This window comes from Streptomyces sp. NPDC006733 (genome assembly GCF_040636125.1).
Taxonomy (GTDB): Bacteria; Actinomycetota; Actinomycetes; order Streptomycetales; family Streptomycetaceae; genus Actinacidiphila.
The window spans coordinates 339393-364617 of sequence record NZ_JBEYJD010000001.1 but is presented as its reverse complement, the minus strand read 5'-3'; the positions used below and the strand labels follow the sequence as shown (position 1 = coordinate 364617).

Sequence of the window (25225 nt, the reverse complement as noted above, 5' to 3'; positions counted from 1 at the left end):
CCCGGCGGCAGCTCTGCCGCCTCAGCCGCCGAGCTTGCGGCCGCAGACCGGCCACGGGCTGGCGCCGCGCTGGATGTAGAGCCGTTTGGCGCGGAAGGTCTGCTCGCCGGCGGGGGCGTCCTGGGGGCTGCCGGTGCCGCCGAGGCTGTGCCAGGTCTGCCGGTCGAACTGGTAGAGGCCGCCGTAGGTGCCGGACGGGTCGACCGCGTGGGGGCGCCCGCCGGCCTCGCAGTGCGCGAGCCCGCTCCAATTGAGCCCGTCGGCTCCGGCGACCGAGGTCGGCAGCGGCTTGGTGCCGACGCGGACGACCTGGGTGACGGGCTCCCTGACGATCTCCGAGCGGACGACCTTCGCCTTCTGCTTCACGCCGTTGACCGTCCGGAACGCGTACGTGACCCGGCGGACGCCCGGCCTGCCCGTGGTGTCGACGGCCTCCGTGCCCTGGAAGAGCTTGGCGTCCTTGTGCTTCTCGGTACGGAATCCCACCGGCTCCTCGCGCACCTCCTCGGTGCCGGAGATGCGCAGCACCGAGATGGTCTGGCCCTCGCGGGGGAAGCTCTCGGGGTCCACGGACGTCGTGTCCTGGTTCCGCAGGACGATGCCGGAGCGGGCGATGACCTCGCGGACGGTGGCGGCGTTCGTGCGTACGGTCTGCTCCCGGCCGTCGACGAGCAGCGTGACGGTCCGCTCGGTGCGCACGACGAGGTCGAGCCCGTGCCGTCCGATGGTCGAGCCGCGCGAGGTGGACAGGTGCGCGCCCTCGGCTCGGACGCCGAGTTCGCGCAGGGCCTCCTCGACCGTCCCGGCCGTCGTCCACACCCGGCGCTGGTGGCCGTCGAGGGTGAGGGTGACGGGACGGCCGTAGCGGACCTCGACCTCGTCGCCGTCGTGCAGTTGCGCGTGCGGGTCCGGCGCGACGAGGTCGTGCTCGCCGACGGTGACGCCCTGCTGCGCGAGCACCTCCTCCACGTCGTCGGCGAAGGTGTGGAGGGTGCGCGGTTCGCCGTCGACGGTGAGCTGCACGTCCTTCTGCCCGGCGAGGAACGCGACGGTCCCGCCCGCCAGGAACGCGACGACGAGCGCCTGGGGCAGCAGCTTGCGCAGGACGTCCGGGCGGTTGGACCGGTCGGCCCGGTCGGCCCGGCGGGCCGCCGTTCTCGCCCCGACCGGAGCCGGAGCCGGGGCGGGAGCAGGGGCCGGGGCGGGCGCCTGCTCCTGCTCGGGGATCAGCGGGAGGCAGCCGGTCGCGGCCGCCTCGTCGGACCACGAGGAGTTCGGTACGGCGTCCCAGTCGGACTGCTGCGGCAGTCGAGCGCCGGCGCCGGCCGCACCGCGTGCCGCTCGATGGGTGCCCTGCGCATTGCTCACGACGACTCCAGGTCCGACGGCCACCGCTCAGGACCGGGACCCTAACCGACTATCGGTGACTATCCAAAACCATCCGGGCACGTTGAGTGACGAACGGATGTTCTGCGACGGCCATGGACGTGCGGGGACGCGCGCGGGGGCACGCGCAGGGACCCGTGCGGCACCACGTTCGAGCACACGCGAGGCCGTACGGGCGTCCGTCCGTGCGGCCGTACGGGCATACGGGCGTACGGGCGTCAGTGCACGAGGCCGTCCGGGCGGCCGTCCGGGCGTCAGTACGTGCGGCCGTACGGGCGTCAGTACCCGAAGGCGCGCGCCGTGTTCGCCCCGATGGCGGACGCCAGCTCGTCCTCGGGCAGTTGCCTCGCCGCCGCCATCGCCCGCAGGGTGACCGGAATGAGGTACGGCGCGTTGGGCCGACCGCGGTACGGCACCGGGGTGAGGAAGGGCGCGTCGGTCTCGACCAGCAGCCGGTCGAGCGGCGCCACGGCGACCGCGTCCCGCAGGTCCTGGGCGGACTTGTAGGTGACGTTGCCGGCGAAGGAGAGGTAGTAGCCCTTGTCGGCGCAGATCCGGGCCATGGCGGCGTCGCCGGAGTAGCAGTGGAAGACGACGGTGTCGGGCGCGCCCTCCTCGTCGAGGATGCGCAGCACGTCCTCGTGCGCCTCGCGGTCGTGGATGACGAGTGCCTTGCCGACGCCCTTGGCGATGTCGATGTGGCGGCGGAAGGAGAACTGCTGCGCCTCGACGCCCTCGGGGCCGGTGCGGAAGTAGTCGAGGCCGGTCTCGCCGACCCCGCGCACCTGGGGAAGGGCGGCGAGCGCGGCGATCCGGTCGAGGGCGTCCTGCAGTGCCTTGTCGCCGCCGGGGGTGCGGGCGCCCTGGCGGGACCAGCCGTCCGGATCGCCGTGGACGATCCGGGGGGCTTCGTTCGGGTGCAGGGCGACGGTGGCCCACACGTTCGGGTGCTGGGCGGCGGTGTCGGCCGCCCATTGGGAGCCCTTGAGGTCGCAGCCGACCTGGATGAGGGTGGTGACCCCGACGGAGGCGGCCTTGGCCAGAGCTTCCTCGACCGTCCCTTCCTGCATGTCGAGGTGGGTGTGCGAGTCGGCGACCGGGACCCGCAGCGGCTCGGGCACCGGCGGGGCCGCGGACTTCTCGTTCTTCGGGGACATGCCCCCGATCTTAAGGAGGGCAGGTCGAGGAGGTCAGGCGGTGTCGACGTCCGACTGCTTGCGGTGCAGCCGGTGCAGCAGGGACCAGTGGTGGCTGCGGTGCACGGCCCGTTCGCCCGCCGGGGTGGTCCACAGCGACATCGCGTCGGAGACCTGGCCCGATCGCATGATCCGCACCTTGTGCCCCCCGCAGTTCAGGCAGGTCGGGCGGGTGAGCGGGGACGGCACCTTCTCACCGGCGGTGACGTACGTGACGAAGGACTGGCCCTTCGCGTCGACATGGTGCTCGATGTCGTACGACTGCTCCCAGCCGTGGCCGCAGCTGAGGCAGGCGAACGCGTAGGCCTCGGAGACGGTGGTGTCGGATCCGACGATCTCGCTCATGGCAGCTCCTGTTGCCCTCCGGACGAGGCGTCCGGAGCGGGTCTTCCCATTAATCAGCGAACGCCTTTCCGGCGGATACCGCAGCAGGGGTATCCGACTCTTGGGGCACTTTTGGGCTGTATGTGGGTAGTGCGCGACATTGCTTTGCCCTCGTCCGAGTTTAGGCGCGTGACACACGTCACGACACTTATTAATGCCCTGCATTAGGATGCGGCGCATGGCGAGAACCTCGGGTCCCGAGACCCGGCGCAAGCTGCTCCGCGCCGCCGCGGAACTCTTCGCCGTCAAGGGCGTCGACGGCGCCCTGACCCGCGACATCACCCGCCTCGCGGGGCAGTCCAACCCCTCAGCCGTGCAGTACCACTTCGGGTCGCGGCAGGGCCTGCTCGAAGCCGTCATGGCCGACCGCCAGGTCCGGACGGAGGCAGCGCTCGCGCCGCGCCTGGCCGAGCTGCTGGCGCGCCCGGAAGCAGATCCTCCGGATCTGCGGGAGCTGCTGGCCGCCCTCGTCGCGGCCGAGGCGACGGAACTGGCCACCGTGGGCGGACGGCACTGCCTGCTGATCTCCGCGCAGCTGAGCCATGAGAGCGGCGTGCGCACCCGGACGCCGCACCCGACGCTGGACGGCACCGGCTACTGGCGGCTCATCTGCCGCGTCGAGGACTGCCTCGGCGCTCTGCCGGAGCCCGTGCGCCTGGAACGCCTCGACCTCGCGCTCACCCTGATCGGCGCGGCCCTGGGCGACCGGGCCCGCCAGTACCTCGACGGCACCCGGCCGCTCACCGACGAGCCGCTGTTCCTGGCCGACCTCGTCGGCATGACGACGGCGCTGCTGCGCGCCCCGGCCCCCACCACGACGGCGACGACGCCCACGACCGCGCCCACGCCCACGCCCCCCGACGTTCCTTCCACCGCCATGCCTTCCACCGACACCCGTTCCACCGACCCGCACCCACCAGGGAGACCGCAATGAACGACCTGACCGACAAGACCGTCATCATCACCGGCGCGGCCCGCGGCCTGGGGGCCGAGGCCGCCCGGCAGGCGGTCGCGGCAGGTGCCCGGGTCGTGCTGACCGACCTGCTGGAGGAGGAGGGGAAGGCCACGGCCGCCGCGCTCGGCGACCGGGCCCGCTTCCTGCGCCACGACGTCACGTCCGAGGAGGGCTGGGCGTCGGTCGCGGAATTCGCGGTCGCGGAGTTCGGCGGCATCGACGGCCTGGTCAACAACGCCGGGATAGCCGAGGGGAAGTTCATCGAGGACGCCTCCGTCGACTACTTCCGCAAGGTCCTCGACACCAACCTCACCGGCGTCTTCATCGGCATGAAGACCGTCATCCCCGCCATGAAGGAGCGCGGCGCGGGCTCGATCGTCAACATCTCCTCCGCCGCCGGCCTGATCGGCCTCGCCCTCACCGCGGGCTACGGCGCCTCCAAGTGGGGCGTGCGCGGCCTCACCAAGATCGCCGCGGTGGAGCTGGGCACCGCCCGCATCCGCGTGAACTCGGTCCACCCCGGCATGACGTACACGGACATGACGGCGTCCGTCGGCATCCAGCGCGGTGAGGGCAACTTCCCGAACACGCCGATGGGCCGGGTGGGCGAGGCCGACGAGATCGCGGGCGCCGTCATGTTCCTGCTCTCGGACTCCGCCTCGTACGTGACGGGCTCCGAGCTCGCGGTGGACGGCGGCTGGACGGCCGGGCCGACGGTCAAGTACGTCATGGGCCAGTAGGGACGCCGGTAGCCGCCGGGCGGGCGGTCGACGTCAGGCGGGCGGGCGATTGACGTCAGACGGGCGGGCGTCGGACGGGCGGTTGACGTCAGACGGGCGGTCGGCGTCAGGCGGGCGGGCGATTGACGTCAGACGGGCGGGCGTCGGACGGGCGGTTGACGTCAGGCACCCGCCCGTCCGACGGGCAGGGGGCCTTCGGCCACGCGGGTGGGGGGCCTCCGGTCACGCGGACCCGGGGCCTCCCGCGGCCTTGGCGGCGTTCTTCGCCGCCACCACCGCGTCGAAGACGTCGCGCTTCGGCAGGCCGAGTTCGGCCGCCACGGCGACGATCGCCTCCTTGCGGCGCTCCCCCGCCTCCTCGCGCACCTGCACGCGCCGGACCAGCTCGGCCGGGCCCAGATCGGACGGCCCCCGCTCCGGGGCGCCCTCCACGACGACGGTGATCTCGCCGCGCACGCCCTCGGCCGCCCAGGCGGCCAGCTCCTTCAGCGGGCCGCGCTTGATCTCCTCGTACGTCTTCGTCAGCTCGCGGCAGACGGCCGCCCTGCGGTCGGCGCCGAACGCCTCCGCCATCGCCGCCAGCGTGTCGTCGATGCGGTGCGGTGCCTCGAAATACACGAGCGTGCGGCGGTCGTCGGCCACCTCGCGCAGCCGCGCCAACCGCTCGCCCGCCTTGCGCGGCAGGAAGCCCTCGAAGCAGAACCGGTCGACCGGCAGCCCGGAGAGCGCGAGCGCCGTCAGGACGGCCGACGGGCCGGGCACGGCCGTGACCCGGATGCCCTTCTCCACGGCCGCCGCCACCAGCCGGTAGCCGGGGTCGGAGACGGACGGCATGCCCGCGTCGGTGACGAGCAGCACGCGGGCGCCGTTCTCCAGCGCCTCGACCAGCTCGGGGGTGCGAGCGCTCTCGTTGCCCTCGAAGTAGGAGACGACCCTGCCGGTCGTGTGCACGCCGAGGCCCTGCGTCAGGCGGCGCAGCCGCCGGGTGTCCTCGGCGGCGATCACCTCCGCCGCGGTGAGTTCGGCGGCGAGGCGCGGGGGCGCGTCCTGGATGTCGCCGATGGGGGTCCCCGCCAGAACCAGGACACCTGCTGCTGAGCTAGTCACGGGCCCAGCATCCCACCCGCCCGCCCTTTGCCCTCAATCGCCGGGCGGGCCGACAGCGGGGCCGGCGGTGGCCCCGAGCCCCCGCCCTACCGGATCCGGGCGGGGTGAAAGGACGGGAAATGACCGCTCGGGTGAACGAATCCCGCTGCCCGGGGCCCGGATCCCGGTGGGACATCCCTACGATGGCCCGGTGACCAGTGACACCGCGACCCAGGCCGAGCGGGACGAGGGCCTTCTCCTCCCGGAGCCGCAGCCCAGCGCATGGCAGCGACGGCTGCGCCGCTTCGGCTATGCGGAGCGGCCGCACGTGGACGTCCGCGACCGGCTCGTGGTGCCGTTCCCCGAGCCGGGGACCCGGATGTGGGGCTCGCTGGGCCTGGGCCCGGCGGCCGCCGCGAAGGTGGCGCGGCTGACCGGATGGGGCGGTCCGCTGCTCGTGGCGCTGCTGGCGGGCCTCATCCGCTTCTGGCACCTGGGCAAGCCGCACGCCGTGATATTCGACGAGACGTACTACGCGAAGGACGCGTGGTCGCTGCTCCAGTACGGCTACGAGGGCACCTGGACCGACGGCAAGGTCTCCAACCCCCAGATCCTGGCCGATCCGCAGGTCATCCCGCTCTCGCCCGACCCGGGCTACGTCGTGCACCCGCCGGTCGGCAAGTGGGTCATCGCCATCGGCGAGCAGCTCTTCGGGCTGAACCCGTTCGGCTGGCGGTTCATGGTCGCGCTGCTCGGCACGCTGTCGGTGCTGATGGTGTGCCGGATCGGGCGCCGGCTGTTCCGCTCCACCGCGCTCGGCTGCCTGGCCGGCCTGCTGCTGTCGGTGGACGGCCTGCACTACGTGATGAGCCGTACGGCACTGCTCGACCTCGTCATCATGTTCTTCGCGCTGGCCGCGTTCGGCTGCCTCGTCGTGGACCGCGACTGGTCGCGGGCCCGGCTGGCGGCGGCGCTGCCGGTCGGCGAGGACGGCCTGGCGGGCCCGGACCGCCGGGTCGGGGACCGCGGCGGCATGGGCTGGCGGCCGTGGCGGCTGGCGGCCGGGCTCTTCCTGGGGCTGGCGTGCGCGAGCAAGTGGAACGGGCTGTACTTCCTGGCGGCGTTCGGGCTGATGACGATCCTGTGGGACGCGGGCTCGCGCCGGGTCGCGGGCGCCCGGCGCCCGTACCTGGCGGTGCTGCGCAAGGACACCGGCTGGGCGTTCCTGTCGGTCGTGGTCGTCGCCATCGGCACGTACCTGGTCTCCTGGAGCGGCTGGTTCGCGACGAAGGGCGGCTACGGCCGCGACTGGGCGGCCCACCGCAAGGGCCTGTCGCCGGACCACATCAAGCTGCCGGCGATCGGCCGGATCGACCTGCCGCAGTTCGACATGACGTGGATGCCGGACGCGCTGCGCAGCCTGTGGCACTACGAGTTCCAGGTCTACCAGTTCAACATCGGCCTCTCCACGCCGCACATGTACCAGTCGAACCCGTGGAGCTGGATGGTCCTGGGCCGGCCCGTCTCGTACTTCTACGAGTCGCCGAAGAACGGCGCCGACGGCTGCACCGCGGCGGGCGGCTGCGCCCGCGAGATCCTCGCCATCGGCACCCCGCTGCTGTGGTGGTCGGCGTGCTTCGCCCTGCTGTACCTGCTGTACCGCTGGGGCTTCCGCCGCGACTGGCGGGCGGGCGCGATCCTCTGCGCCGCCTTCGCCGGCTGGCTGCCCTGGATGATGTACCAGGACCGCACGATCTTCCTCTTCTACGCGGTCGCCTTCGTCCCCTACCTCTGCCTGGCCGTCGCCATGATGGTCGGCGCGATCCTCGGCCCCCCGGGCTCCGACGAACGCCGCCGCATGTGGGGCGCGGTCGGCGCGGGCACGCTCGTCCTGCTGATCGTCTGGAACTTCATCTACTTCTTCCCGATCTACACGGGGATGCCGATCTCCATGGACGCCTGGCGTGCCCGCATGTGGTTCGACTCCTGGATCTGACGGGAGTGGCCGGAATGGGCCTCCTGGTCCGAACCTGATGCTGACGCGTGCCCGTAATGAGACCCCCTGCGTCACTGCCGTCACGTAAAGTGCGGTGACGAGCGCTTTCTTTGAACGCGTTCAACTCACGATGGGGGTCGGGAAATGCAGCGGGGTGCCAAGGTCGGCATAGTCAGCGGGGTCGTCGCGGGGATGCTCGGGGTCGCGGGGTACGGGGTGTACAACGTGCTCGACGCTCTCAACAGCGACAGCTCGTCGTCGAAGTCCGCCTCGTCGACGAAGACCATCGGGCCGCTGGACCCGAAGGACGTGTCGGAGACCGCGGCCGACTTCCTCGCCGCCTGGTCCTCGGGCGACGCCGAGAAGGCCGGGAAGCTCACGGACTCCCCGCAGACCGCCGCCGCCGCCCTGACCGGGTACAAGGACAAGGCGCACGTCACGGCCGTCAAGCTCACCCCGGGCGCCCCCATCGGGGCCAAGGTGCCGTTCGGTGTCGCCGCCACGCTCTCGTTCCAGGGCAAGACCTCGCCGTGGACGTACGACTCCGCCCTCACCGTCGTCCGCGGCTCGGGCGGCAAGCCCGTCGTGCAGTGGAAGGCCGCCGTCGTGCACCCGAAGCTCGCGGAGGGCGCGAGCCTGGAGACGGGCACCGCCAAGCAGCCCACGCTCGACTTCACCGACCGGAACGGCAAGGTCCTCGACCCGGCCAAGTACCCGTCGCTGGGGCGGTTCTTCACCCAGCTGCGCACCAGCTACGCGTCCAAGGCCTCCGGCGGCACCCCCGGCGTCGAGACCTGGATCGACGGCGCCGACGGCACCGTGACCGAGACGCTGCAGGTCCTCGTCAAGGGCACTGGCAGCAAGTTCCCGACCACGCTGGACGCGGGCATCCAGGCGGCGGCCGAGGCGGCCGTCCTCAAGCGGTCCGGCTCCGCCGTCACCGCGCTGGACGTGAACACCGGCGGGATCCTGGCCGTCGCCAACAACCCGGCGACCGGCACCAACCTGGCCTTCGGCGCGAGCGCCGCGCCCGGCTCGACCTTCAAGGTCGTCACGGCGACGGCGCTGCTCAAGGCGGGCATCACGCCGGGCACCAAGGTGCCGTGCAAGGCGCACGACAACATCCACCAGGGCAAGATGTACAAGAACGTGGAGAAGGAGGGGAACCTCCAGGCCACCTTCGCCTGGGACTTCGCCAACTCCTGCAACACCGCCTTCATCACGCAGGCCGACAAGGTCCCCGGGGACACGCTGGCGAGCACCGCGCGCAACGTCTACGGTCTCGGCCAGGAATGGCAGATCGGCGTCAAGTCCCTGGACAGCAGTGTCCCGGGCGGCTCGGGTGACGAGCTGACGTCGGAGATGATCGGCCAGGGCCGGATCACCGCGAGCCCGCTGGACATGGCGTCCGTCGCGGCCACCGCCAGGAGCGGGCGCTTCCACCAGCCGCGGATCGTGGCCGCCGACCTCATCCCGAACCGGCCGTCGATCAGTACGACGCCGCTCTCCTCCGGCGTCAAGAGCTCGCTGCAGCAGATGATGCGGCAGACCGCGCAGAGCGGCACCGCCGCCACCGCGATGAGCGGCGTGCAGGGCACGGTGGGCGCGAAGACCGGCTCCGCCGAGGACGGCGAGGGGCAGCCGAACGGCTGGTTCCTCGCCTACCGCGACGACGTCGCGGCCAGTGCCATCGTGCAGAACGGCGGCCACGGCGGCGACTCCGCCGGCCCCATCGTCGCGGCCGTCCTCAAGGCCTCCTGACCACCGGACCCCCGGACCACCCGGACCCGCCCCGGGCCCGCACCACCCACCCTCCGGGGCCCTACCCCAGCGCGGCCACGCACTCCCGTACCGCCCGGACGAGGGCCTGGGCGCGGGGGTCGGAGGTGACGTTCTTCTGCATGCCGTTGGTGATGTAGCCGAAGCCGATGCCCGCGTCCGGGTCCGCGAAGGCCAGCGGGCCGCCGCGGCCGGGGTGGCCGAACGAGGTGGGGCCGAGGAACGGGGACGACGGGCCGTGCAGCATGTAGCCGAGGCCGAAGCGGGTGTTGACGACCAGCACCCGGTCCGGTCCCTCGGACTCGACGGTGCGGGCGCTGGTGACGGTCGCCGGGGCGAAGAGCATCCGGCTGTCCGCGTCGCTCTCCCGGTACCCGTCCACGTCGCCTATCAGGGCCGCGTAGAAGCGGGCCAGTGAGCGGGCGGTGGCGATGCCGTTGGAGGCCGCCAGCTCGCCGGCCCGGTAGGCCGGGTCGTTCTCGTCCGGCAGCGGGGTGATCGCGGCGAAGGCCCGGCGGGTGAGGGAGTCCGGGTCCGCGTAGGCGTCGTGGACGGACTGCTTGGGGCGGGCCCGCAGCCCGGTCGCGGCGGCCGGGGGCGGCGGCGCGACGTCGGCGATCCGGCCGACGCGGTGCGCCTGGTCGGCCGGCAGGCCGACCCACAGGTCCAGGCCGAGCGGCCGGGTGATCTCCTCGGCGATGTACCGGCCGAGGCTGCGCCCCGAGGCGCGCTGGACGAGCTCGCCGAGCAGCCAGCTGTAGGTCTGGGCGTGGTAGCCGTGGGTGGTGCCCGGCGCGAAGAGCGGGGTCTGCGCGGCGACGGCCCGGGGGCCCGACACCCCGTCGACGGCCTGCTCGGGCGTGAGGGGCACGTCGAGCGCGGGGACGCCGGCCCGGTGGGCGAGGACGTCCCGTACGGTGACGCGGTCCTTGCCCGCGGCCTTGAAGGCGGGCCAGTACGTACCGACGGGGGCGTCCAGGTCGAGCTGGCCGCGCTGGTGCAGCAGGAGCAGGCAGGCCGCCGCCGGGCCCTTGGTGGCCGACCGGACGATCTGCGCGGTGTCCTCCTGCCAGGGCTCGTCGCCGTCGGCGGCGGCCGTGCCCGCCCACAGGTCGACGACCTTGCGGCCGTCGCGGTAGAGGGCGAAGGCCGCGCCGCGGTCACCGCGCTGCTCGAAGTTGCGTGCGAACGCCTCGCGGACCGGCTCGAAGCCGTCCGTCACCGTCCCGTGGACGTCCACCACCGTTGTCGCTCCCGCTCCGCGCCCGACATGAATCCGCACCCCCATGGTGCACGGCGCGCACGCACATCCCAACCCCGGTCTTCCCCGTTCCCTTCCCTCCATCCCCTCCCGGGCGGGAACAGGACCGCGCCCCGCTCGTGAGGCATGAGCGGGGCGCGGCCGGCGGGCCCGACGGACGGGCACGCCGTTCAGGGGACGGTCAGAGCGCCGGGTAGGCGTTCTTCAGGAGCTCCTGGAACTGGGCGGAGAACCACTGGCCCGCCAGCGGCGAGTTCGGGAGCGCTCCCGACATGCTGTTGCCGTTGCGGCCGTTGCCGGTGTAGGTCGGGTCGCACATCCGGTCGAAGCCCTTGCCCTCGTCGTTCGGGATGAGCGAGCTGGCGCCGTCGGACTCACCCGGCGGCTTCACCCAGACGTAGGCGTCGATACCGGCGGCCGGAGCCGCGGTGGGCCGCTGGCCGATACCCGCGCCGGACTGGTTGCACCAGTTGCCGAGGTGGATGCGGCGGTCGGTGCGGCCACCGTTGACGTACGTGTCCACGCTGGTCGTCGCGCCCGGTCCGGTGGGCCGGGCGGTGCCGCCCCAGCCGTTGCGGGAGGTGTCGATCAGCATGCCGATGTTGGAGTTGAAGCCGGTCGTCACCAGGAGGGTGCGCAGCGCCTGGGCGAAGGACTGCTCATCGACGTAGTAGTTCCAGTCCACCCACTTGGACTGGCGGACCGACGTGCCGTTCACATTGTCGGTGATCTTGAAGAACGGCTCGGTGGTCGCACCGTAGTTGGCGGTGTTGACGATGAAGCCGGTCACGTCGTTGACGGTCGCGCCGCCCGTCGTCGCGGCCTTCAGGAACCCCTGGGCGGCCGGGCCCATGTTGGTGTCCCAGCCCAGCCAGCCGTGGTGGCCGGCGTCGATGTAGTTGTATACGTTCGAGATCGCGCCCAGCTTGTGCAGCGCGTACCCGACGCCGGCCTCGTAGTTGCCGTTCGCCTTCATCGTGGCGCACGCCTCGGTCGAGCCGGCGGTGCCGCCCGCGTTGGTGACCAGGTTCGGCAGCGAGTCGGGCTCGATGATCGTGACGATCCGCAGCGCGGCGTAGGCCGGGTCGGCGATGATCGCGGCGATCGGGTCGACGTACTCGGTCTTGTAGCGGCCCAGCTCGGTCGCGCCGAGCTCGCCGTTGGAGGCGAGCGCCGCGCAGTCACGGCCCGGCAGGTCGTAGATGACCAGCTGGATGGTGAGCGGCTGTCCGGCGGCCTGGGTGACCGCCTTGTTCAGGTGGGCGCGCAGGCCCATCCCGCCGTTCACGCCGTTGATCGCCGCGATCCGGTCGAGCCAGACGGCCGTCGACTGGTTGGCGATGCGGCTGCCGCCGGCCTCGGCCGCGGCCTTCGCGGACCACTCCGGGTTGACGTAGCCCTTGGCGCCCGCGTACGGGTTGTCGACCCGGGTGCCGGGCGGCGGGGTGGTCGGCGGAGTCGTCGGAGGCGTGGTCGGGGGCGTGGTGGGGGGTGTGGTCGGCGGAGTCGTGGGGGGAGTCGTCGGGGGGGTCGTGCCGCCGTTGCAGGCGACACCGTTGAGCGTGAACGCGGTCGGGCTCGTGTTGGTGCCGCTGTAGGAGCCGTTGAAGCCGAAGCCCGTGGAACCGCCGGTCGCCAGGGTCCCGTTGTACGACAGGCTCTTGGCGGTGACGGCGGCGCCGCTCTGCGCGAAGTCCGCACTCCAGCCCTGCGTCACCTTCTGGTTGCCGGCGAAGGACCAGCCCAACGACCAGGAGGTGACCGCGGGTCCGGTGTTGGTGACGGTCACCTGGGTGGTGAAGCCGGTGTCCCACTGGTTCTGCACGGTGTACGCGACCGAACAGCCGGCCGCCGCGTCCGAGGCGGCCGAGGCGTTGGTGGCGGTGAACGCCGCGGCGGTACCGCTGCCGGTGGCGATCAGGACACCAGCGGCCATGAGGGCCGTGCGGCGCCGTTGTGTTGGAGCTTTCATGTGCGGACTACCTCCGAAGTGGGGTTGACCTTCAAGTGGTCGACGGAAGTTGTGCTATGGAGCCCGTTCGGTTACATGCTCTTAACGTGGGAGCGCTCCCATAGTTAAGCGTTGACCAAGTCCTGTCAACGCTTCAAACAGAACCGCCGTCGGGCGGCGGCGACTTGACCCACGCGGTCGCCGCCGCCCGCCCCGCTGTGCGGAACCCGCCCTCCGCTATGCGGTGGCCGCGGCCGCCGAACGGCCCGCCGTGCGGCCGGAGAAGATGCAGCCGCCGAGGAACGTCCCCTCCAGCGAGCGGTAGCCGTGCATGCCCCCGCCGCCGAAGCCGGCCGCCTCGCCCGCCGCGTACAGCCCGCCGAGCGGTTCGCCGCCGGCGCGCAGCACCTGCCCGTCGAGGTCGGTCTCCAGCCCGCCGAGCGACTTGCGCGTCAGGATGTTCAGCCGGACCGCGATCAGCGGGCCGGCCTTCGGATCCAGGATCCGGTGCGGCGACGCCGTGCGGATCAGCTTGTCGCCGAGGTAGTTGCGCGCTCCACGCATCGCCATGACCTGAAGGTCCTTGCTGAACGTGTTCGCGATCTCGCGGTCCCGCGCCTCGATCTCGCGGCGCAGCGCGGTCTCGTCGATCAGCGCGTCCTTCGTGATCGCGTTCATCCCGCGGACCAGCGCGGACAGGTCCTTCTCGACCACGAAGTCGGGCCCGTACTTCTTGAAGGCCTCGACGGGCCCGGTCGCGCCCGGCAGCGCGCGCTTGAGCACGTCCCGCACGCTCCTGCCCGTCAGGTCCGGGTTCTGCTCGGATCCCGAGAGCGCGAACTCCTTCTCGATGATCTTCTGGGTCAGGACGAACCAGGTGTAGTCGTACCCCGTCGTCATGATGTGCTCCAGCGTCCCCAGGGTGTCGAACCCGGGGAACAGCGGCACCGGCAGCCGCTCGCCGCGCGCGTTCAGCCACAGCGAGGACGGGCCGGGCAGGATGCGGATGCCGTGCCGCGCCCAGATCGGGTTCCAGTTCTCGATGCCCTCGGTGTAGTGCCACATGCGGTCGCCGTTGATCAGGTTCGCGCCCGCGGCGCCGGCCGTGCCGAGCATCAGGCCGTCCACGTGCGCGGGGACACCGGACAGCAGCTTCTCGGGGGGCATGCCGAGCCGTGCGGGCCAGGCCTTGCGCACGAGGTCGTGGTTGCCGCCGATGCCCCCGGAGGTGACGATCACGGCCTGCGCCGACAGGCTGAACTCCCCGCTCACCTCGCGCGAGCTGGGGGCGCCGCGCTCGGCCCCGTCGGCGACCAGGACCTCGCCGGTCACGCCGTCCACGGCGCCGCCGGCCACGCCGCCGCCGGTCACGCTGAGCCCGGTCACCCGGTGCCGGAACCGCAGCTCGACGCGGCCGGAGGCGACGGCCTCGCGCACCCGGCGGACGAAGGGCTCGATGATGCCGGGGCCGGTGCCCCAGGTGATGTGGAAGCGCGGCACGGAGTTGCCGGGGCCGGTCGCCAGGAACCCGCCGCGTTCGGCCCAGCCGACCACGGGGAAGAACCGGACGCCGCGCTCGTGCAGCCAGGAGCGCTTCTCGCCTGCGGCGAAGTCCACGTATGCCTCGGCCCACTTGCGGGGCCAGTGGTCCTCGGGACGGTCGAAGCCGGCCGTGCCCATCCAGTCCTGGAGGGCCAGCTCCGGACTGTCCTTGATGCGCATGCGGCGCTGCTCCGGCGAGTCGATCAGGAACAGCCCGCCGAACGACCAGAACGCCTGCCCGCCGAGGGACGCCTCCGGCTCCTGGTCCACGAGGATGACCTTGCGGCCGGCCGCGGCGAGTTCGGCTGTCGCCACCAGCCCGGAGAGTCCTGCTCCTACGACGATGACGTCCGCGTCCATTGCCATGGCGGTGCCTTCCGGGTTCGACGGTGGGGGGCACGTTACCGCGTGGTACGCGCGGGTTTCGGCTGGGGTCGGTGGTCGGCCCCGTTCCACGTCTGCACACCTGGCGGCTGCGGAATGGCATCCACGCGACGGGCCTGGGAAATGCGCTCAGCCCCGCTCACCGGCAGGCGCGATACGGCCTCGGAGGTGACGGTGTGGGGGTGTCCCCGCAGGGCGGCGAACGAAGCCGACCTGAAGTTTGAGAACCGCACGAGCCTTTGCCCCTGGGGGCACCCCCGGCCGGAGGTTGGGGGAGAGATACCCCCGCGGCGGCGCCGACCCCAGCCGCGCACCGTGCGCACCCACCCGCTGCGCGTAACGGCCGGCCCCGTTACGCGACCGGCGCCGTCACCGAGCGAGGATCGAAGCCGAAGGGGAGCTCCAGGCGGTGGGCCCGCATCAGGTCCTCGTCGCAGAGGAGTTCCTGGGTGCGGCCGTCGGCGGTGATGACGCCCTCGCTGAGGACGACCGCGCGCGGGCAGAGTTCCAGGGCGTACGGCAGGTCGTGGGTGACCATCAGGACGGTGACGTCCAGCGTGCGGAGGATGTCGGCCAGCTCGCGGCGGGACGCGGGGTCCAGGTTGGACGAGGGCTCGTCCAGGACCAGGATCTCCGGCCGCATCGCCAGCACCGTGGCGACCGCGACCCGCCGCCTCTGTCCGAAGGACAGGTGGTGCGGGGGGCGGGCCGCGAAGGCGGCCATGCCGACCTGGTCGAGCGCGCTCATGACGCGCGCCTCCAGCTCCGCGCCGCGCAGCCCCGACGTGGCGGGGCCGAAGGCCACGTCCTCGCGGACGGTCGGCATGAAGAGCTGGTCGTCGGGGTCCTGGAAGACGATGCCGACCCGGCGGCGGATCTCGGCGAGGTGCTTCTTGCCGACGGGCAGGCCGCCGACGGTGACCGTGCCGGCGCCGCCGGTCAGGATGCCGTTGAGGTGCAGGACGAGGGTGGTCTTGCCGGCGCCGTTGGGGCCGAGGAGGGCCACCCGCTCGCCGCGGGCGACGCTCAGGTCCACCCCGAAGAGGGCCTGGTGGCCGTCGGGGTAGGCGTAGGCGAGGCCGCGGACGTCCAGCGAGGGCGGCTGCCCGCCGGTGAGCGGGTCGAGGGTCGGTTCTGTGGTCATCTCAGCGTCCATCCTGCCAGGCAGACGGCCAGGGCCAGTACGGGGAGCACGGCGGCGTGCGACCACTGTGCCCGGGTCGCGGTGACGTCGTCGATGACGGGCATCGAGCCCGTGTAGCCGCGGCTGACCATCGCGAGGTGGACGCGTTCGCCGCGCTCGTAGGAGCGGATGAAGAGCGCGCCCGCGGACTTCGCGAGCACCGGCCAGTGCCGGACGCCGCGGGCCCGGAAGCCGCGCGACTCCCGGGCGATCCGCATCCGCCGCATCTCGTCGGTGATGACGTCGCCGTAGCGGATCATGAACGACGCGATCTGGACGAGCAGCGGCGGCATCCGCAGCCGCTGCAGGCCCAGCAGCAGCTCGCGCAGTTCGGTGGTGGAGGCGAGCAGGACGGACGCGGCGACGCCGAGCGTCCCCTTGGCCAGTACGTTCCACGCTCCCCACAGCCCGCTCTCGCTCAGCGACAGGCCGAGGAAGTCGACGTGCGGGCCGGTCGCGACGAACGGGAGCAGGACGGCGAAGGCGACGAACGGCACCTCGATCAGGAGCCTGCGCAGCAGGAACGGGATCGGGACCCGGGCGCGGAACGCGACGGCCAGCAGCAGGAGCGCGTACAGGCCGAAGGCCCACACCGCTTCGCGCGGGGTGGAGACCACGACGAGGACGAAGCCGAAGACGGCCGCGATCTTGCAGTGCGGGGGCATGCCGTGCACGGGCGAGTGCCCGTGCCGGTAGAGCCGGTGCGCGTGTCCGGCGCCCATGTCAGGCCTCCTGGCCCTGTACCGGCAGGCCGGCGTGGTTGCGGCGGCGGCGGATGACGACGAAGACGCCGGAGCCGACGGTCAGGGTCGCGCCGACGCCGATGATCCCGGCGAGGCCGCCGGAGAGCCGGGCGTCGCCGATGTCCTTGACGCTGTAGTCCGCGAGCGGGGAGTCCTCGGACGCGTGCGGCTTGGCCTTCTCGTCGATGCCCTTGTCGTGGGCGACCTTCTCCAGGCCGTCGGGGCTGGCGGAGGCGTAGTAGCTGACGCCGCCCGCGAGGACCAGTGCCGCGATCAGGCCCGCGATCCAGACCGGACGGTTGGAGCGGCCGGCGGGCGCGGGCGAGGTGACGGCGGCAGCGGGCGCGGGGGTGGCCACGGTGACGGACGCGGTGGCCGGCCGGGCCGCGCCCGGCACCAGCGGGGCGCCGGTCGGCGTGGTGCGCAGCTCCAGCGGCTTGCTCAGCCCCCGGGCCCCGTAGACCAGGTCGGGGCGGACGGCGACGACGGCGCCGACGGTGGCCGCGGTGATCGCGGCCTCGCCGATGCCGATCAGGACGTGGACGCCGACCATCGCGGTGGCGACCTTGCCGATCGGGATGTCGGTGGTGCCGCCGAGCCAGTAGATCGCGGTGAACGCGGCGGCGGCGGCCGGCACCGAGACGACCGCGGCGGCGAACGAGGCGGCGGTGATGGAGGCGCGGCTGCGCGGCAGCACCTTCACCAGGCTGCGGAAGATCGCGTAGGCGACGACGGTCGTCACGATCGCCATGTCGGTGATGTTGGTGCCGAGCGCCGTGAGCCCGCCGTCCGCGAACAGCACGCCCTGCATCAGCAGGACGACGGACACGCAGAGGACCCCTGTGTAGGGGCCCACGAGTATCGCGGCGAGCGCGCCGCCCAGCAGATGGCCGCTGGTACCGGCGGCGACCGGGAAGTTCAGCATCTGCACGGCGAAGATGAAGGCGGCGACGAGGCCCGCGAGGGGCGCGGTGCGCTCGTCCAGCTCACGGCGGGCGCCGCGCAGGCTGATCGCGACGGCAGCGATCGCGACGACACCGGTCGCCGCTGACACCGGCGTGTCGATGAATCCGTCGGGTACGTGCATGAGGTTCCCCTTGAGTGCTGCCTCCTGGCCAATCGTTCGATGGTACCGGCTTCCTGCAAATGGTGTGCAAGAGCGGTTTGGATGCAGCGGAGGCGCGCACGAGTTGCCCGCACTCCCCATGCCCAGAACCATGGGGTAGGTGATCGATGGCGCGTATCTCCGGTATCCGCATATCCACGGTGAACTGCTGTGCTTCGTCGCCGAGGACGACATCTGGGTCGCTCCGCTCGGGCCGCCCGAAGGCGCCCCCGGCCGGGCCTGGCGGGTCACGGCCGACCGCACCCGGGTCGGCTCGCCGCGCTTCTCGCCGGACGGCTCCACGATCGCCTTCACCTCCTGGCGCAGCCTGGACCCGGAGATCCACCTGGCCCCGGTGGACGGCGGGCCCGCCCGCCGGCTGACGTACTGGGGCAGCTTCGACACCCGGGTGTGCTCCTGGACGCCCGACGGGCAGATCCTCGCGGTCTCCTCGCACGGCCAGCCGTTCTCGTACTTCTCCTGGGCCCACAGCGTGCCCACCACCGGCGGCCCCGGCGGACGGCTGCCGTGGGGGCCGGTCTCGGACATCGCGGTGAGCGACGTGGCGGGCGAGCGCCACACCCTGCTGCTGAGCGGCACCCCGCCGCACGAGCCGCACGCCTGGAAGCGGTACCGGGGCGGTGCGACGGGACGGCTGTGGCTGCACGGCGAGCGGCTGGCACCGAGGATCGACGGGCACCTCAACTCGCCGATGTTCGTCGGCGACCGGGTCGCGTTCCTCTCAGACCACGAGGGCATCGGCAACCTGTACTCGTGCGCTCCGGACGGCACGGACCTGCGCCGGCACACCGACCACGCGGACTTCTACGCCCGCAGCGCCGCGACCGACGGCGAGCGGGTGGTCTACCAGTGCGCGGGCGAGCTGTGGATCGTCGACGACTTCTCCCCCGGCGCCCGGCCGCGCCGGCTGGAGGTCCGGCTGGGCGGCCCCCGCGCCGGGCGGCGGCCCTACCAGGTGCCGGCCGCCGCGCACCTGGACGGCCTGGCCTGCGACCGGACCGGCCGCGCCAGCGCCGTCTGCGTCCGGGGCAGCCTGTACTGGCTGACCCACCGCGACGGCCCGGCCCGCACCATCACCGACGAGCCGGGCGCGCGGGTCCGGCTGCCCGAGATGCTCGGGGACACCGGCCGGATCGCCTTCGTCACGGACGCGGAGGGCGAGGACGGCATCGAGATCGCCCAGCTGCCGGGCCGGGCCAGCCGCCCGGCGGTGCGGGCGGCGCTGGAGGGCCTCGACGAGGACGACGGCCCCGACGCCCCGGACGAGGACGAGGACGGTGCGGGCGCGGACGCGGGTCCTCCGCAGACCCCCGTCTCCACCGGCACCGCCGGCCGCGCCGCCGTCACCGGCACCGGCCCCCGGCTCGGCGTCGGCGAGCTGGGCCGGGTGCTGGAACTGGTCTCGTCCCCGGACGGCCGTACGCTCGCCGTCGCCGCGAACGACGGGCGGCTGCTGCTCGTCGCCACCGGCGAGGGGGGCCACGCGGGCGAGAACGGCGCCGGGGCCGGCGGCGGCTTCATGACCGACCCCGACCACGCGGACCGGGCGTCCGGGACCGTGACCGAGCTGATCAGGTCCACCAACGGGCCCGTCCGCGACCTCGCGTTCTCCCCCGACTCGGCCTGGCTGACCTGGTCCCACCCCAACATCGGGCGGTCCCTGCGCTCGGTGAAGATCGCCAAGCTCGCCGACCGCACGATCATCGACGTGACGAACGGCCGCTTCGAGGACGAGCAGCCGGTCTTCACCCTCGACGGCCGGTACCTGGCGTTCCTGTCCTGGCGCGGCTTCGACCCCGTCTACGACGTGCACACCGGCGACCTGTCGTTCCCGCTCGGCTGCCGCCCCTACCTCGTACCGCTCAACTCCGCGACGCCGTCGCCGTTCGCGCTGCCCGTCGACGGCCGCCCGATCGGCGGCGGCCTGGACCCGGCGGAGGGCGGCGGGGGCGGTCCCGTGGTGGTCGAGACGGAGGGGCTGGCGAGCCGCGTCACGCCGTTCCCGGTCCCCGCGTCCAAGTACTCGGCGCTGGAACCGGTGCACAACGGCCTGGTGTGGCTGCGCTGGCCGATCTCCGGCGCGCTCGGCGAGACGTTCACCAACCCGACGGACCCCTCCGCACGGCCGACCCTGGAGTACTACAACCTGGGCAAGTCCAAGCGGACCGAGCTGGTCCGCCACATGGACTGGTACGCGGTCAGCGGCGACGGCCGGCGGCTGGCGGTCTTCGACGAGGGCGAGCTGGCTGTCCTGCCGGCCACCGAGCTCGGCGACGACGACTCGACCGTCTACGTCGACATGCGGCGGATCCTGCACGAGGTCGACCCGCCCTCCGAATGGCGGCAGTCGTACGCCGAGGCCGGCCGGCTCATCCGCGACTACTTCTGGGCCCCCGACATGTGCGGCATCGACTGGCCGGCCGTCCTCGACCAGTACCGGCCGCTGGTCGAACGCGTCGCCACCCCGGACGAGTTCGCCGACCTGCTGCGCGAGGTCCTCGGCGAGCTGGGGACGTCGCACGCCTACGTCAGCCCCGCCCGCCGCAACGAGGGGCCCGCGCACTACCAGCGGCCGATCGGGCTGCTCGGCGCCAACTTCCAGCGCAACAAGGACGGCACGTGGTCGGTGGTGCGGATCCTGCCCGGCGAGTCCTCGGACTCCAAGGCGCGCTCCCCGCTGGCCGGCACCGGGATCCGCGAGGGGGCGGTGCTCACCCACGTCGACGGGCGGCCCGTCGACTCGTGCGCGGGACCGTACCCGCTGCTCGCGGGAGCGGGCGGCACGACGGTGGAGCTGACGTTCACCCCGCCCGGCGAGGGGCACCCGCGCCGGGTCGCCGTCGTCCCGCTGGTCGACGAACGGCCGCTGCGCTACCAGGACTGGGTCGCCAAACGGCGCTCCGTCGTGCGGAGTCTGAGCGGCGGCCGGTGCGGCTACCTGCACATCCCCGACATGGGCGGCTCCGGCTGGGCGCAGTTCAACCGCGACCTGCGGAGGGAGGTCGCCTACGAGGCGCTCATCGTGGACGTGCGGGGCAACGCGGGCGGCCACATCAGCGAACTCGTCGTCGAGAAGCTCACCCGCACCATCCTCGGCTGGGACGTGACCCGCAACGCGCAGCCCGTCTCGTACGCGAGCAACGCGCCGCGCGGTCCGGTCGTCGCGCTGGCCGACGAGGCGACCGCCTCCGACGGCGACATGATCACCGCGGCGTTCAAACTGCTGGGCATCGGGCCGGTGGTGGGGCTGCGGACGTGGGGCGGCGTGGTCGGGATGACCGGCCGGCACACGCTGGGTGACGGCACGGTGATCACGGTGCCGATGAACGCGGGCTACTTCGACGCGTACGAGTGGAGCGTCGAGAACTACGGCGTCGATCCCGACATCGAGGCCCTGCGCACCCCGCTGGACTGGGCGGAGGGGCGACACGCGCAGCTGGGCGTGGCCGTGGACGCGGCCCTCACGCTGCTGGCCGAACACCCCGCCGTCGTCCCGCCGGACCTCTCGCGGCGGCCGGACCGCCGCCGACCGCCCCTGCCGCCGCGCTGATCCGCTCCCGCTGGTCCGCTCCCCTCGGAGGGAACGGACCAGCGGGGCAGGAAGGGCAGCAGGAAGGGCAGCAGGAAGGGCAGCAGGAAGGGCAGCAGGAAGGGGCGCACCCGTGGCGGGTGCGCCCCTTCACCGTTCGTGCCGCGCTAGCGGACTAGCTCCAGTTGTCCTGGGCGTCCTCGGCCGCGTCCTGAGCCTTGTTCCGGCCCTGGTCACGCATGTCGGCAGCCTTGTCGCGAGTCTCGTCCGCGCCCTTGGCGGACTTGTCCCGCTTCTCGTCCATGGCCTCCTTGGCCTTGTTCGAGAGGTCGCCGGCCTTGTCCTTGAACTGGTCGAAAGCGCCCATGATCTACTCCTCCTGGAGCTAGTGGGGATGGGGCCTCGATCAGACTGACACGAGTGGACACACCTCGCATGTCGGGACGAAGACCCCACACTGACCAGGCCTTCGTCACCCTACGGAGCGTGACGACTGCGCCGCCTCGTCCGCTTCCCCGCCCCGGCCGACGAGCCCGCGCCGGGTGCCCGAGGTGGCCGCGAACTTCGGCTCCGCCTTCCGCATCTCCCGCTGCCCGAGCGCGCCGCCGATGACCGACGGCAGGTACCCGCGGATCGACTGCATGCCGCGCAGCCACCACTGGGCGTACACGTGCGGCGAGCGCCGCTCGATCCCGGCGACGATCCGCTCGACGGCCGGCTCCAGCGGGTAGGTGCGGTTGGTCGGCCAGGGCAGCTTGGCGCGCATGTGGCGCATCAGCTCGTCCTCGTCGGCGCCGCGCACCATGTCGGTGTCGGTCCAGCTCAGGTACCCGACGCCGACCTTGACGCCCTTGTGGCCGACCTCGGCGCGCAGGCTGTGCGCGAACGCCTCGACGCCCGACTTGCTCGCGCAGTACGCGGTCATCATCGGCGCCGGGGTGATCGCCGCCAGCGACGCGATCTGCAGCAGGTAGCCGCGCGAGCGCAGCAGCGCGGGCAGGAAGGCCCGTGCGGTGGTGACGCTGCCGAGCAGGTTGACGCTGATGACCCGCTCGAACGCGACGGGGTCGGAGTCCAGGAACGGACCGCCGGTCGCCACTCCCGCGTTGGCGACCACGACGTCGATCCGGCCGAAGTGCGCCAGGATCTCGGCCGCGGCCCGCTCCATCTCCGCGAGGTCCGTGACGTCGGCGACCCAGTGCGCGGCGCCGCCGCCGAGCCCCTCCGCCACCGCCTTCAGCTGGTCGGGCTCCAGGCCGACGAGCGCCAGCTTGGCGCCGCGCCGCGCGAGCTTGCGCGCGAGCAGCTCGCCCACCCCGCGGGCGGCACCCGTGACGACCACGACCTGCCCGTTCAACGACTGGCTCATACCGTCTTCTCCTTCACGGAAAGGTTCTCCCGGACCGGTGGGTGGTTCGGCAGGTGGTCCCTGACCAGACCGCGGACGACGTCCGCGACCGCGTCCGTGCCCTCGATGGGTGTCATGTGGCCGAGGCCGTCGAGCTCGGTCAGGCCCACGCAGTGCGGCAGCGCGGCGGCCATGCCGCGCGCGTGCACCGGCGGGGTGAGCTTGTCCGCCGAGCCGACCAGGACGGCGGTCGGCGCGGTGAGCCCGCCGAGCGCCGCGTCCAGGTCGAGCCCCGCCAGTACCCGTCCCCACGCGGAGCGCGGCCGGGTCCGGCAGGCGTGCACGACGCGCGCGGTCGCGGCGACCTGCTCGGGCGTCGAACCCGCCGCCATCACGCCGTACTTGAGCGCGGCCCGCGACACCGCGCTGACCGGGCCGAGCGGGGCGCGCGAGCCGAGCAGCAGCCGGTGGAAGCCGTCGCGGACCTTCTTCGAGCGGAACCGCGGCGGCAGTACCTGGGTCTCGGCGAGCAGCCGCCCGCTGCCGGTGCTGGCCAGCAGGGTGGCGGCGGTGCGGGACTTCACGGCGGCGCGCCCGGAGGCGGCCATCAGCGTCATGCCGCCCATCGAGTGCCCGACCAGGACCGCCCGCCGCCCCTCGGGGACGACGGCCTCCAGCACCGCCGTCAGGTCGTCGGCGAGCGCCCGCGTGCTGTACCCCGTGCGGTCGGGGACGCCGCTGCGGCCGTGGCCGCGCTGGTCGTAGGCGACCACCTGGAAGTCGGCCGACAGGTTCCGGATCAGCGGCGCCCAGAAGAGCGTGGAACAGGTCCAGCCGTGGATCAGGACGACGGTCGGCCGGTCGGCCGGGCCGTGCTCCTCGACGTGGATCCGGGTGCCGTCCGCCGAGTGCACGACCAGCTCGCGGCGGGGGGCGGGCAGGGTGAACGGGCTATCGGCGGCCAGGCCCGCCGTCGCGGCCTTCGCGGTGGTCCGGCTCATGACGCGGCCACCTCCGCCGGCTCGACGGGCTCCGCCGTGCGCGCGGGCGCCGGCAGCACGTCGTACTCCGCCAGCCGCAGCTCGCGGGTGGCGCGCCGGAACTCGGCCGTCGTGCCCGGCCAGGCCGTCGTGTTGCGGCCCTCGGCGTCCAGGTACCAGCTCTTGCAGCCACCGGTGTTCCACACCGTGCGGGCGGTGCGCCGCTGCATCTCGGCGTTCCACGCCTGGACCGCTGCCGGCTTGGCGTCCAGCGCGGCGGCTCCGGTCTGCTCCAGGGTGCGCAGGTAGGAGGCGACGTAGTTGATGGACGACTCGATCATCAGGATCATCGAGCTGTTCCCGAGGCCGGTGTTGGGGCCGATGATCAGCAGCAGGTTCGGGAAGCCGTCGATCGTGGTGCCGCGCAGCGCGGCCATCCCGCCCTTCCAGTGCTCGGCCAGCGAACGGCCGCCGACGCCGGTGATGCGGTCGCCGATCGGCATGTCCGTGACGTGGAAGCCGGTGCCGAAGACGATCGCGTCGACCTCGCGCTCGGTGCCGTCCGACGTGACGATCGTCGAGCCGCGCACCTCCTTGAGCGCCGAGGTCACGACCTCGGTGTTGGGCTGGGCGAGCGCCGGGTAGTAGTCGTTGGAGAGCAGGATCCGCTTGCAGCCGATGGTGTAGTCCGGCGTCAGCTTGGCGCGCATCGCCGGGTCCTTGATCGCGCGGCGCATGTGGTTCTTGGCGATCTGCTCGGTCGCCTTCATCAGCTGCGGGCGCTTGACGAACGCGCCGACCTGGAACTCCCTGATCAGCCAGAGCAGCCCGCGGCGCGCCTTCGCGGTGCCGGGGATCGTGCCGTGCAGCCACCGCTCGGCCTTGTTGATGCCGCGGTCCATCCGCGGCATCACCCACGGCGGGGTGCGCTGCAGCACGGTCAGCGACTTCACCTGCGGTTGGATGGACGGCACGATCTGGATCGCGGAGGCGCCGGTGCCGACCATCGCGACGCGCTTGTCCTTGATGTCGAAGTCGTGGTCCCAGCGCGAGGAGTGGAAGACCGCGCCGGGGAACGTGTCGAGCCCGGGGATGTCCGGCAGCTTGGGGTCGGAGAGCGGGCCGGTGGCGGAGACGACGACGTCGGCCGTCAGCTCGCCCTGCGAGGTGGTGATGTGCCAGTGCTTGGCGTCCTCGTCCCAGGCCGCCTTCAGCACCTCGGAGTCGAAGCGCAGGTGCGGCCGGAGCCCGAAGGTGTCGGTGACCCGCTCCAGGTACGCGCGGATGTGCGGCTGGCCGGAGAACGTCCGGGGCCAGTCCGCGTTCGGCGCGAACGAGAACGAGTACAGGTGGGAGGGGACGTCGCAGGCGCATCCCGGGTAGCTGTTGTCCCGCCAGGTGCCGCCGACCGAGGCGGCGCGCTCCAGGATCACGAAGTCCGTGATGCCCTCACGACGCAGCCGTACGGCCGCGCCGAGCCCGCCGAACCCTGATCCGATCACCGCCACCCGCACGTGCTCAGCCATGGCGCCGCCTCTCTGCCTTCAATCACGCCAGCAATCACTGGCACGGTTGTACCGTAGACCACCGCGGTTACCGGCGGTAGGGGTCGGGGCCACCCAAGAAGGAACGGACCCGATCCGCGTGCACACCAGT

Annotated in this window: 19 protein-coding genes; 5 read left to right on the top strand and 14 right to left on the bottom strand. The window is 72.6% G+C overall.

The features are described from left to right. Nucleotides 1-21: 21 nt before the first annotated feature. The 3 genes from ABZ721_RS01630 to ABZ721_RS01620 form a co-directional block, all read right to left on the bottom strand. Entirely contained in the window at nt 22-1368 is a 1347-nt protein-coding gene (locus ABZ721_RS01630) for a ubiquitin-like domain-containing protein (RefSeq protein WP_358786513.1), read from the bottom strand. Between the two features lie 296 nt (nt 1369-1664). Next, the gene (locus ABZ721_RS01625; RefSeq protein ID WP_358786512.1) at nt 1665-2543 is read right to left on the bottom strand and encodes a TatD family hydrolase; all 879 of its coding nucleotides are present in this window, start codon (nt 2541-2543) and stop codon (nt 1665-1667) included. 33 nt (nt 2544-2576) lie between these two features. Then, nucleotides 2577-2927: a hypothetical protein gene (locus ABZ721_RS01620; RefSeq protein WP_358786511.1), complete on the bottom strand. Its 351-nt coding sequence runs from the start codon at nt 2925-2927 to the stop codon at nt 2577-2579. 217 nt (nt 2928-3144) lie between these two features. Here ABZ721_RS01620 and ABZ721_RS01615 point away from each other — a divergent pair, with 217 nt between their 5' ends. Together ABZ721_RS01615 and ABZ721_RS01610 are read left to right on the top strand one after the other, a co-directional pair. Then, the gene (locus tag ABZ721_RS01615) at nt 3145-3900 is read left to right on the top strand and encodes a TetR family transcriptional regulator (RefSeq protein ID WP_358786510.1); all 756 of its coding nucleotides are present in this window, start codon (nt 3145-3147) and stop codon (nt 3898-3900) included. Then, nucleotides 3897-4661 carry a glucose 1-dehydrogenase gene (locus tag ABZ721_RS01610; protein WP_358786509.1) on the top strand — a complete coding sequence of 255 codons (765 nt, stop codon included), beginning with the start codon at nt 3897-3899 and terminating at the stop codon, nt 4659-4661. The genes ABZ721_RS01615 and ABZ721_RS01610 overlap by 4 nt, the downstream gene beginning before the upstream one ends. A gap of 222 nt (nt 4662-4883) precedes the next feature. Here the strand turns inward: ABZ721_RS01610 and rsmI are convergent, their stop codons facing one another. Beyond that, complete coding sequence (gene rsmI, locus ABZ721_RS01605) at nt 4884-5768, bottom strand: 16S rRNA (cytidine(1402)-2'-O)-methyltransferase (protein WP_358786508.1); 885 nt, start codon at nt 5766-5768, stop codon at nt 4884-4886. A 190-nt stretch (nt 5769-5958) separates the two neighbouring features. On the opposite strand from rsmI, the gene ABZ721_RS01600 reads away from it, so the two are divergent. Together ABZ721_RS01600 and ABZ721_RS01595 are read left to right on the top strand one after the other, a co-directional pair. After that, nucleotides 5959-7743, top strand: a complete 1785-nt coding sequence (locus tag ABZ721_RS01600; protein WP_358786507.1) for a phospholipid carrier-dependent glycosyltransferase — start codon at nt 5959-5961, stop codon at nt 7741-7743. A 144-nt stretch (nt 7744-7887) separates the two neighbouring features. Continuing rightward, a complete protein-coding gene (locus ABZ721_RS01595; protein ID WP_358786506.1) occupies nt 7888-9504 on the top strand; it encodes a penicillin-binding transpeptidase domain-containing protein in 1617 nt (538 codons plus the stop codon). A gap of 61 nt (nt 9505-9565) precedes the next feature. Here ABZ721_RS01595 and ABZ721_RS01590 read toward each other — a convergent pair whose 3' ends face one another. The 6 genes from ABZ721_RS01590 to ABZ721_RS01565 form a co-directional block, all read right to left on the bottom strand. Then, on the bottom strand, nt 9566-10765 hold the full coding sequence (locus ABZ721_RS01590; RefSeq protein WP_358786505.1) for a serine hydrolase domain-containing protein: 1200 nt from the start codon (nt 10763-10765) through the stop codon (nt 9566-9568). Nucleotides 10766-10964: 199 nt separating this feature from the next. After that, entirely contained in the window at nt 10965-12755 is a 1791-nt protein-coding gene (locus tag ABZ721_RS01585) for a glycoside hydrolase family 6 protein (RefSeq protein WP_358786504.1), read from the bottom strand. 216 nt (nt 12756-12971) lie between these two features. Continuing rightward, nucleotides 12972-14642 (bottom strand): FAD-binding dehydrogenase, encoded by a 1671-nt coding sequence (locus ABZ721_RS01580; protein WP_358786503.1) that lies wholly within the window; start codon nt 14640-14642, stop codon nt 12972-12974. A gap of 370 nt (nt 14643-15012) precedes the next feature. Next, a complete protein-coding gene (locus tag ABZ721_RS01575; RefSeq protein ID WP_358786502.1) occupies nt 15013-15804 on the bottom strand; it encodes an ABC transporter ATP-binding protein in 792 nt (263 codons plus the stop codon). Continuing rightward, the gene (gene cbiQ, locus ABZ721_RS01570) at nt 15801-16565 is read right to left on the bottom strand and encodes a cobalt ECF transporter T component CbiQ (RefSeq protein WP_358786501.1); all 765 of its coding nucleotides are present in this window, start codon (nt 16563-16565) and stop codon (nt 15801-15803) included. The genes ABZ721_RS01575 and cbiQ overlap by 4 nt, the downstream gene beginning before the upstream one ends. A 1-nt stretch (nt 16566) precedes the next feature. Further along, the gene (locus tag ABZ721_RS01565) at nt 16567-17673 is read right to left on the bottom strand and encodes an energy-coupling factor ABC transporter permease (protein WP_358786500.1); all 1107 of its coding nucleotides are present in this window, start codon (nt 17671-17673) and stop codon (nt 16567-16569) included. 139 nt (nt 17674-17812) lie between these two features. Here ABZ721_RS01565 and ABZ721_RS01560 point away from each other — a divergent pair, with 139 nt between their 5' ends. Further along, on the top strand, nt 17813-21262 hold the full coding sequence (locus ABZ721_RS01560; RefSeq protein ID WP_358786499.1) for a S41 family peptidase: 3450 nt from the start codon (nt 17813-17815) through the stop codon (nt 21260-21262). 154 nt (nt 21263-21416) lie between these two features. On the opposite strand, the gene ABZ721_RS01555 is transcribed toward ABZ721_RS01560, so the two are convergent. The 4 genes from ABZ721_RS01555 to ABZ721_RS01540 all read right to left on the bottom strand — a co-directional run bounded on the left by ABZ721_RS01555 (nt 21417) and on the right by ABZ721_RS01540 (nt 25095). After that, nucleotides 21417-21608, bottom strand: a complete 192-nt coding sequence (locus ABZ721_RS01555) for a hypothetical protein (RefSeq protein WP_358786498.1) — start codon at nt 21606-21608, stop codon at nt 21417-21419. A gap of 105 nt (nt 21609-21713) precedes the next feature. Next, complete coding sequence (locus ABZ721_RS01550) at nt 21714-22610, bottom strand: SDR family oxidoreductase (protein WP_358786497.1); 897 nt, start codon at nt 22608-22610, stop codon at nt 21714-21716. Continuing rightward, nucleotides 22607-23590, bottom strand: a complete 984-nt coding sequence (locus ABZ721_RS01545) for an alpha/beta hydrolase (protein ID WP_358786496.1) — start codon at nt 23588-23590, stop codon at nt 22607-22609. The genes ABZ721_RS01550 and ABZ721_RS01545 overlap by 4 nt, the downstream gene beginning before the upstream one ends. Next, complete coding sequence (locus tag ABZ721_RS01540; protein ID WP_358786495.1) at nt 23587-25095, bottom strand: NAD(P)/FAD-dependent oxidoreductase; 1509 nt, start codon at nt 25093-25095, stop codon at nt 23587-23589. The genes ABZ721_RS01545 and ABZ721_RS01540 overlap by 4 nt, the downstream gene beginning before the upstream one ends. Nucleotides 25096-25225: the final 130 nt, after the last annotated feature.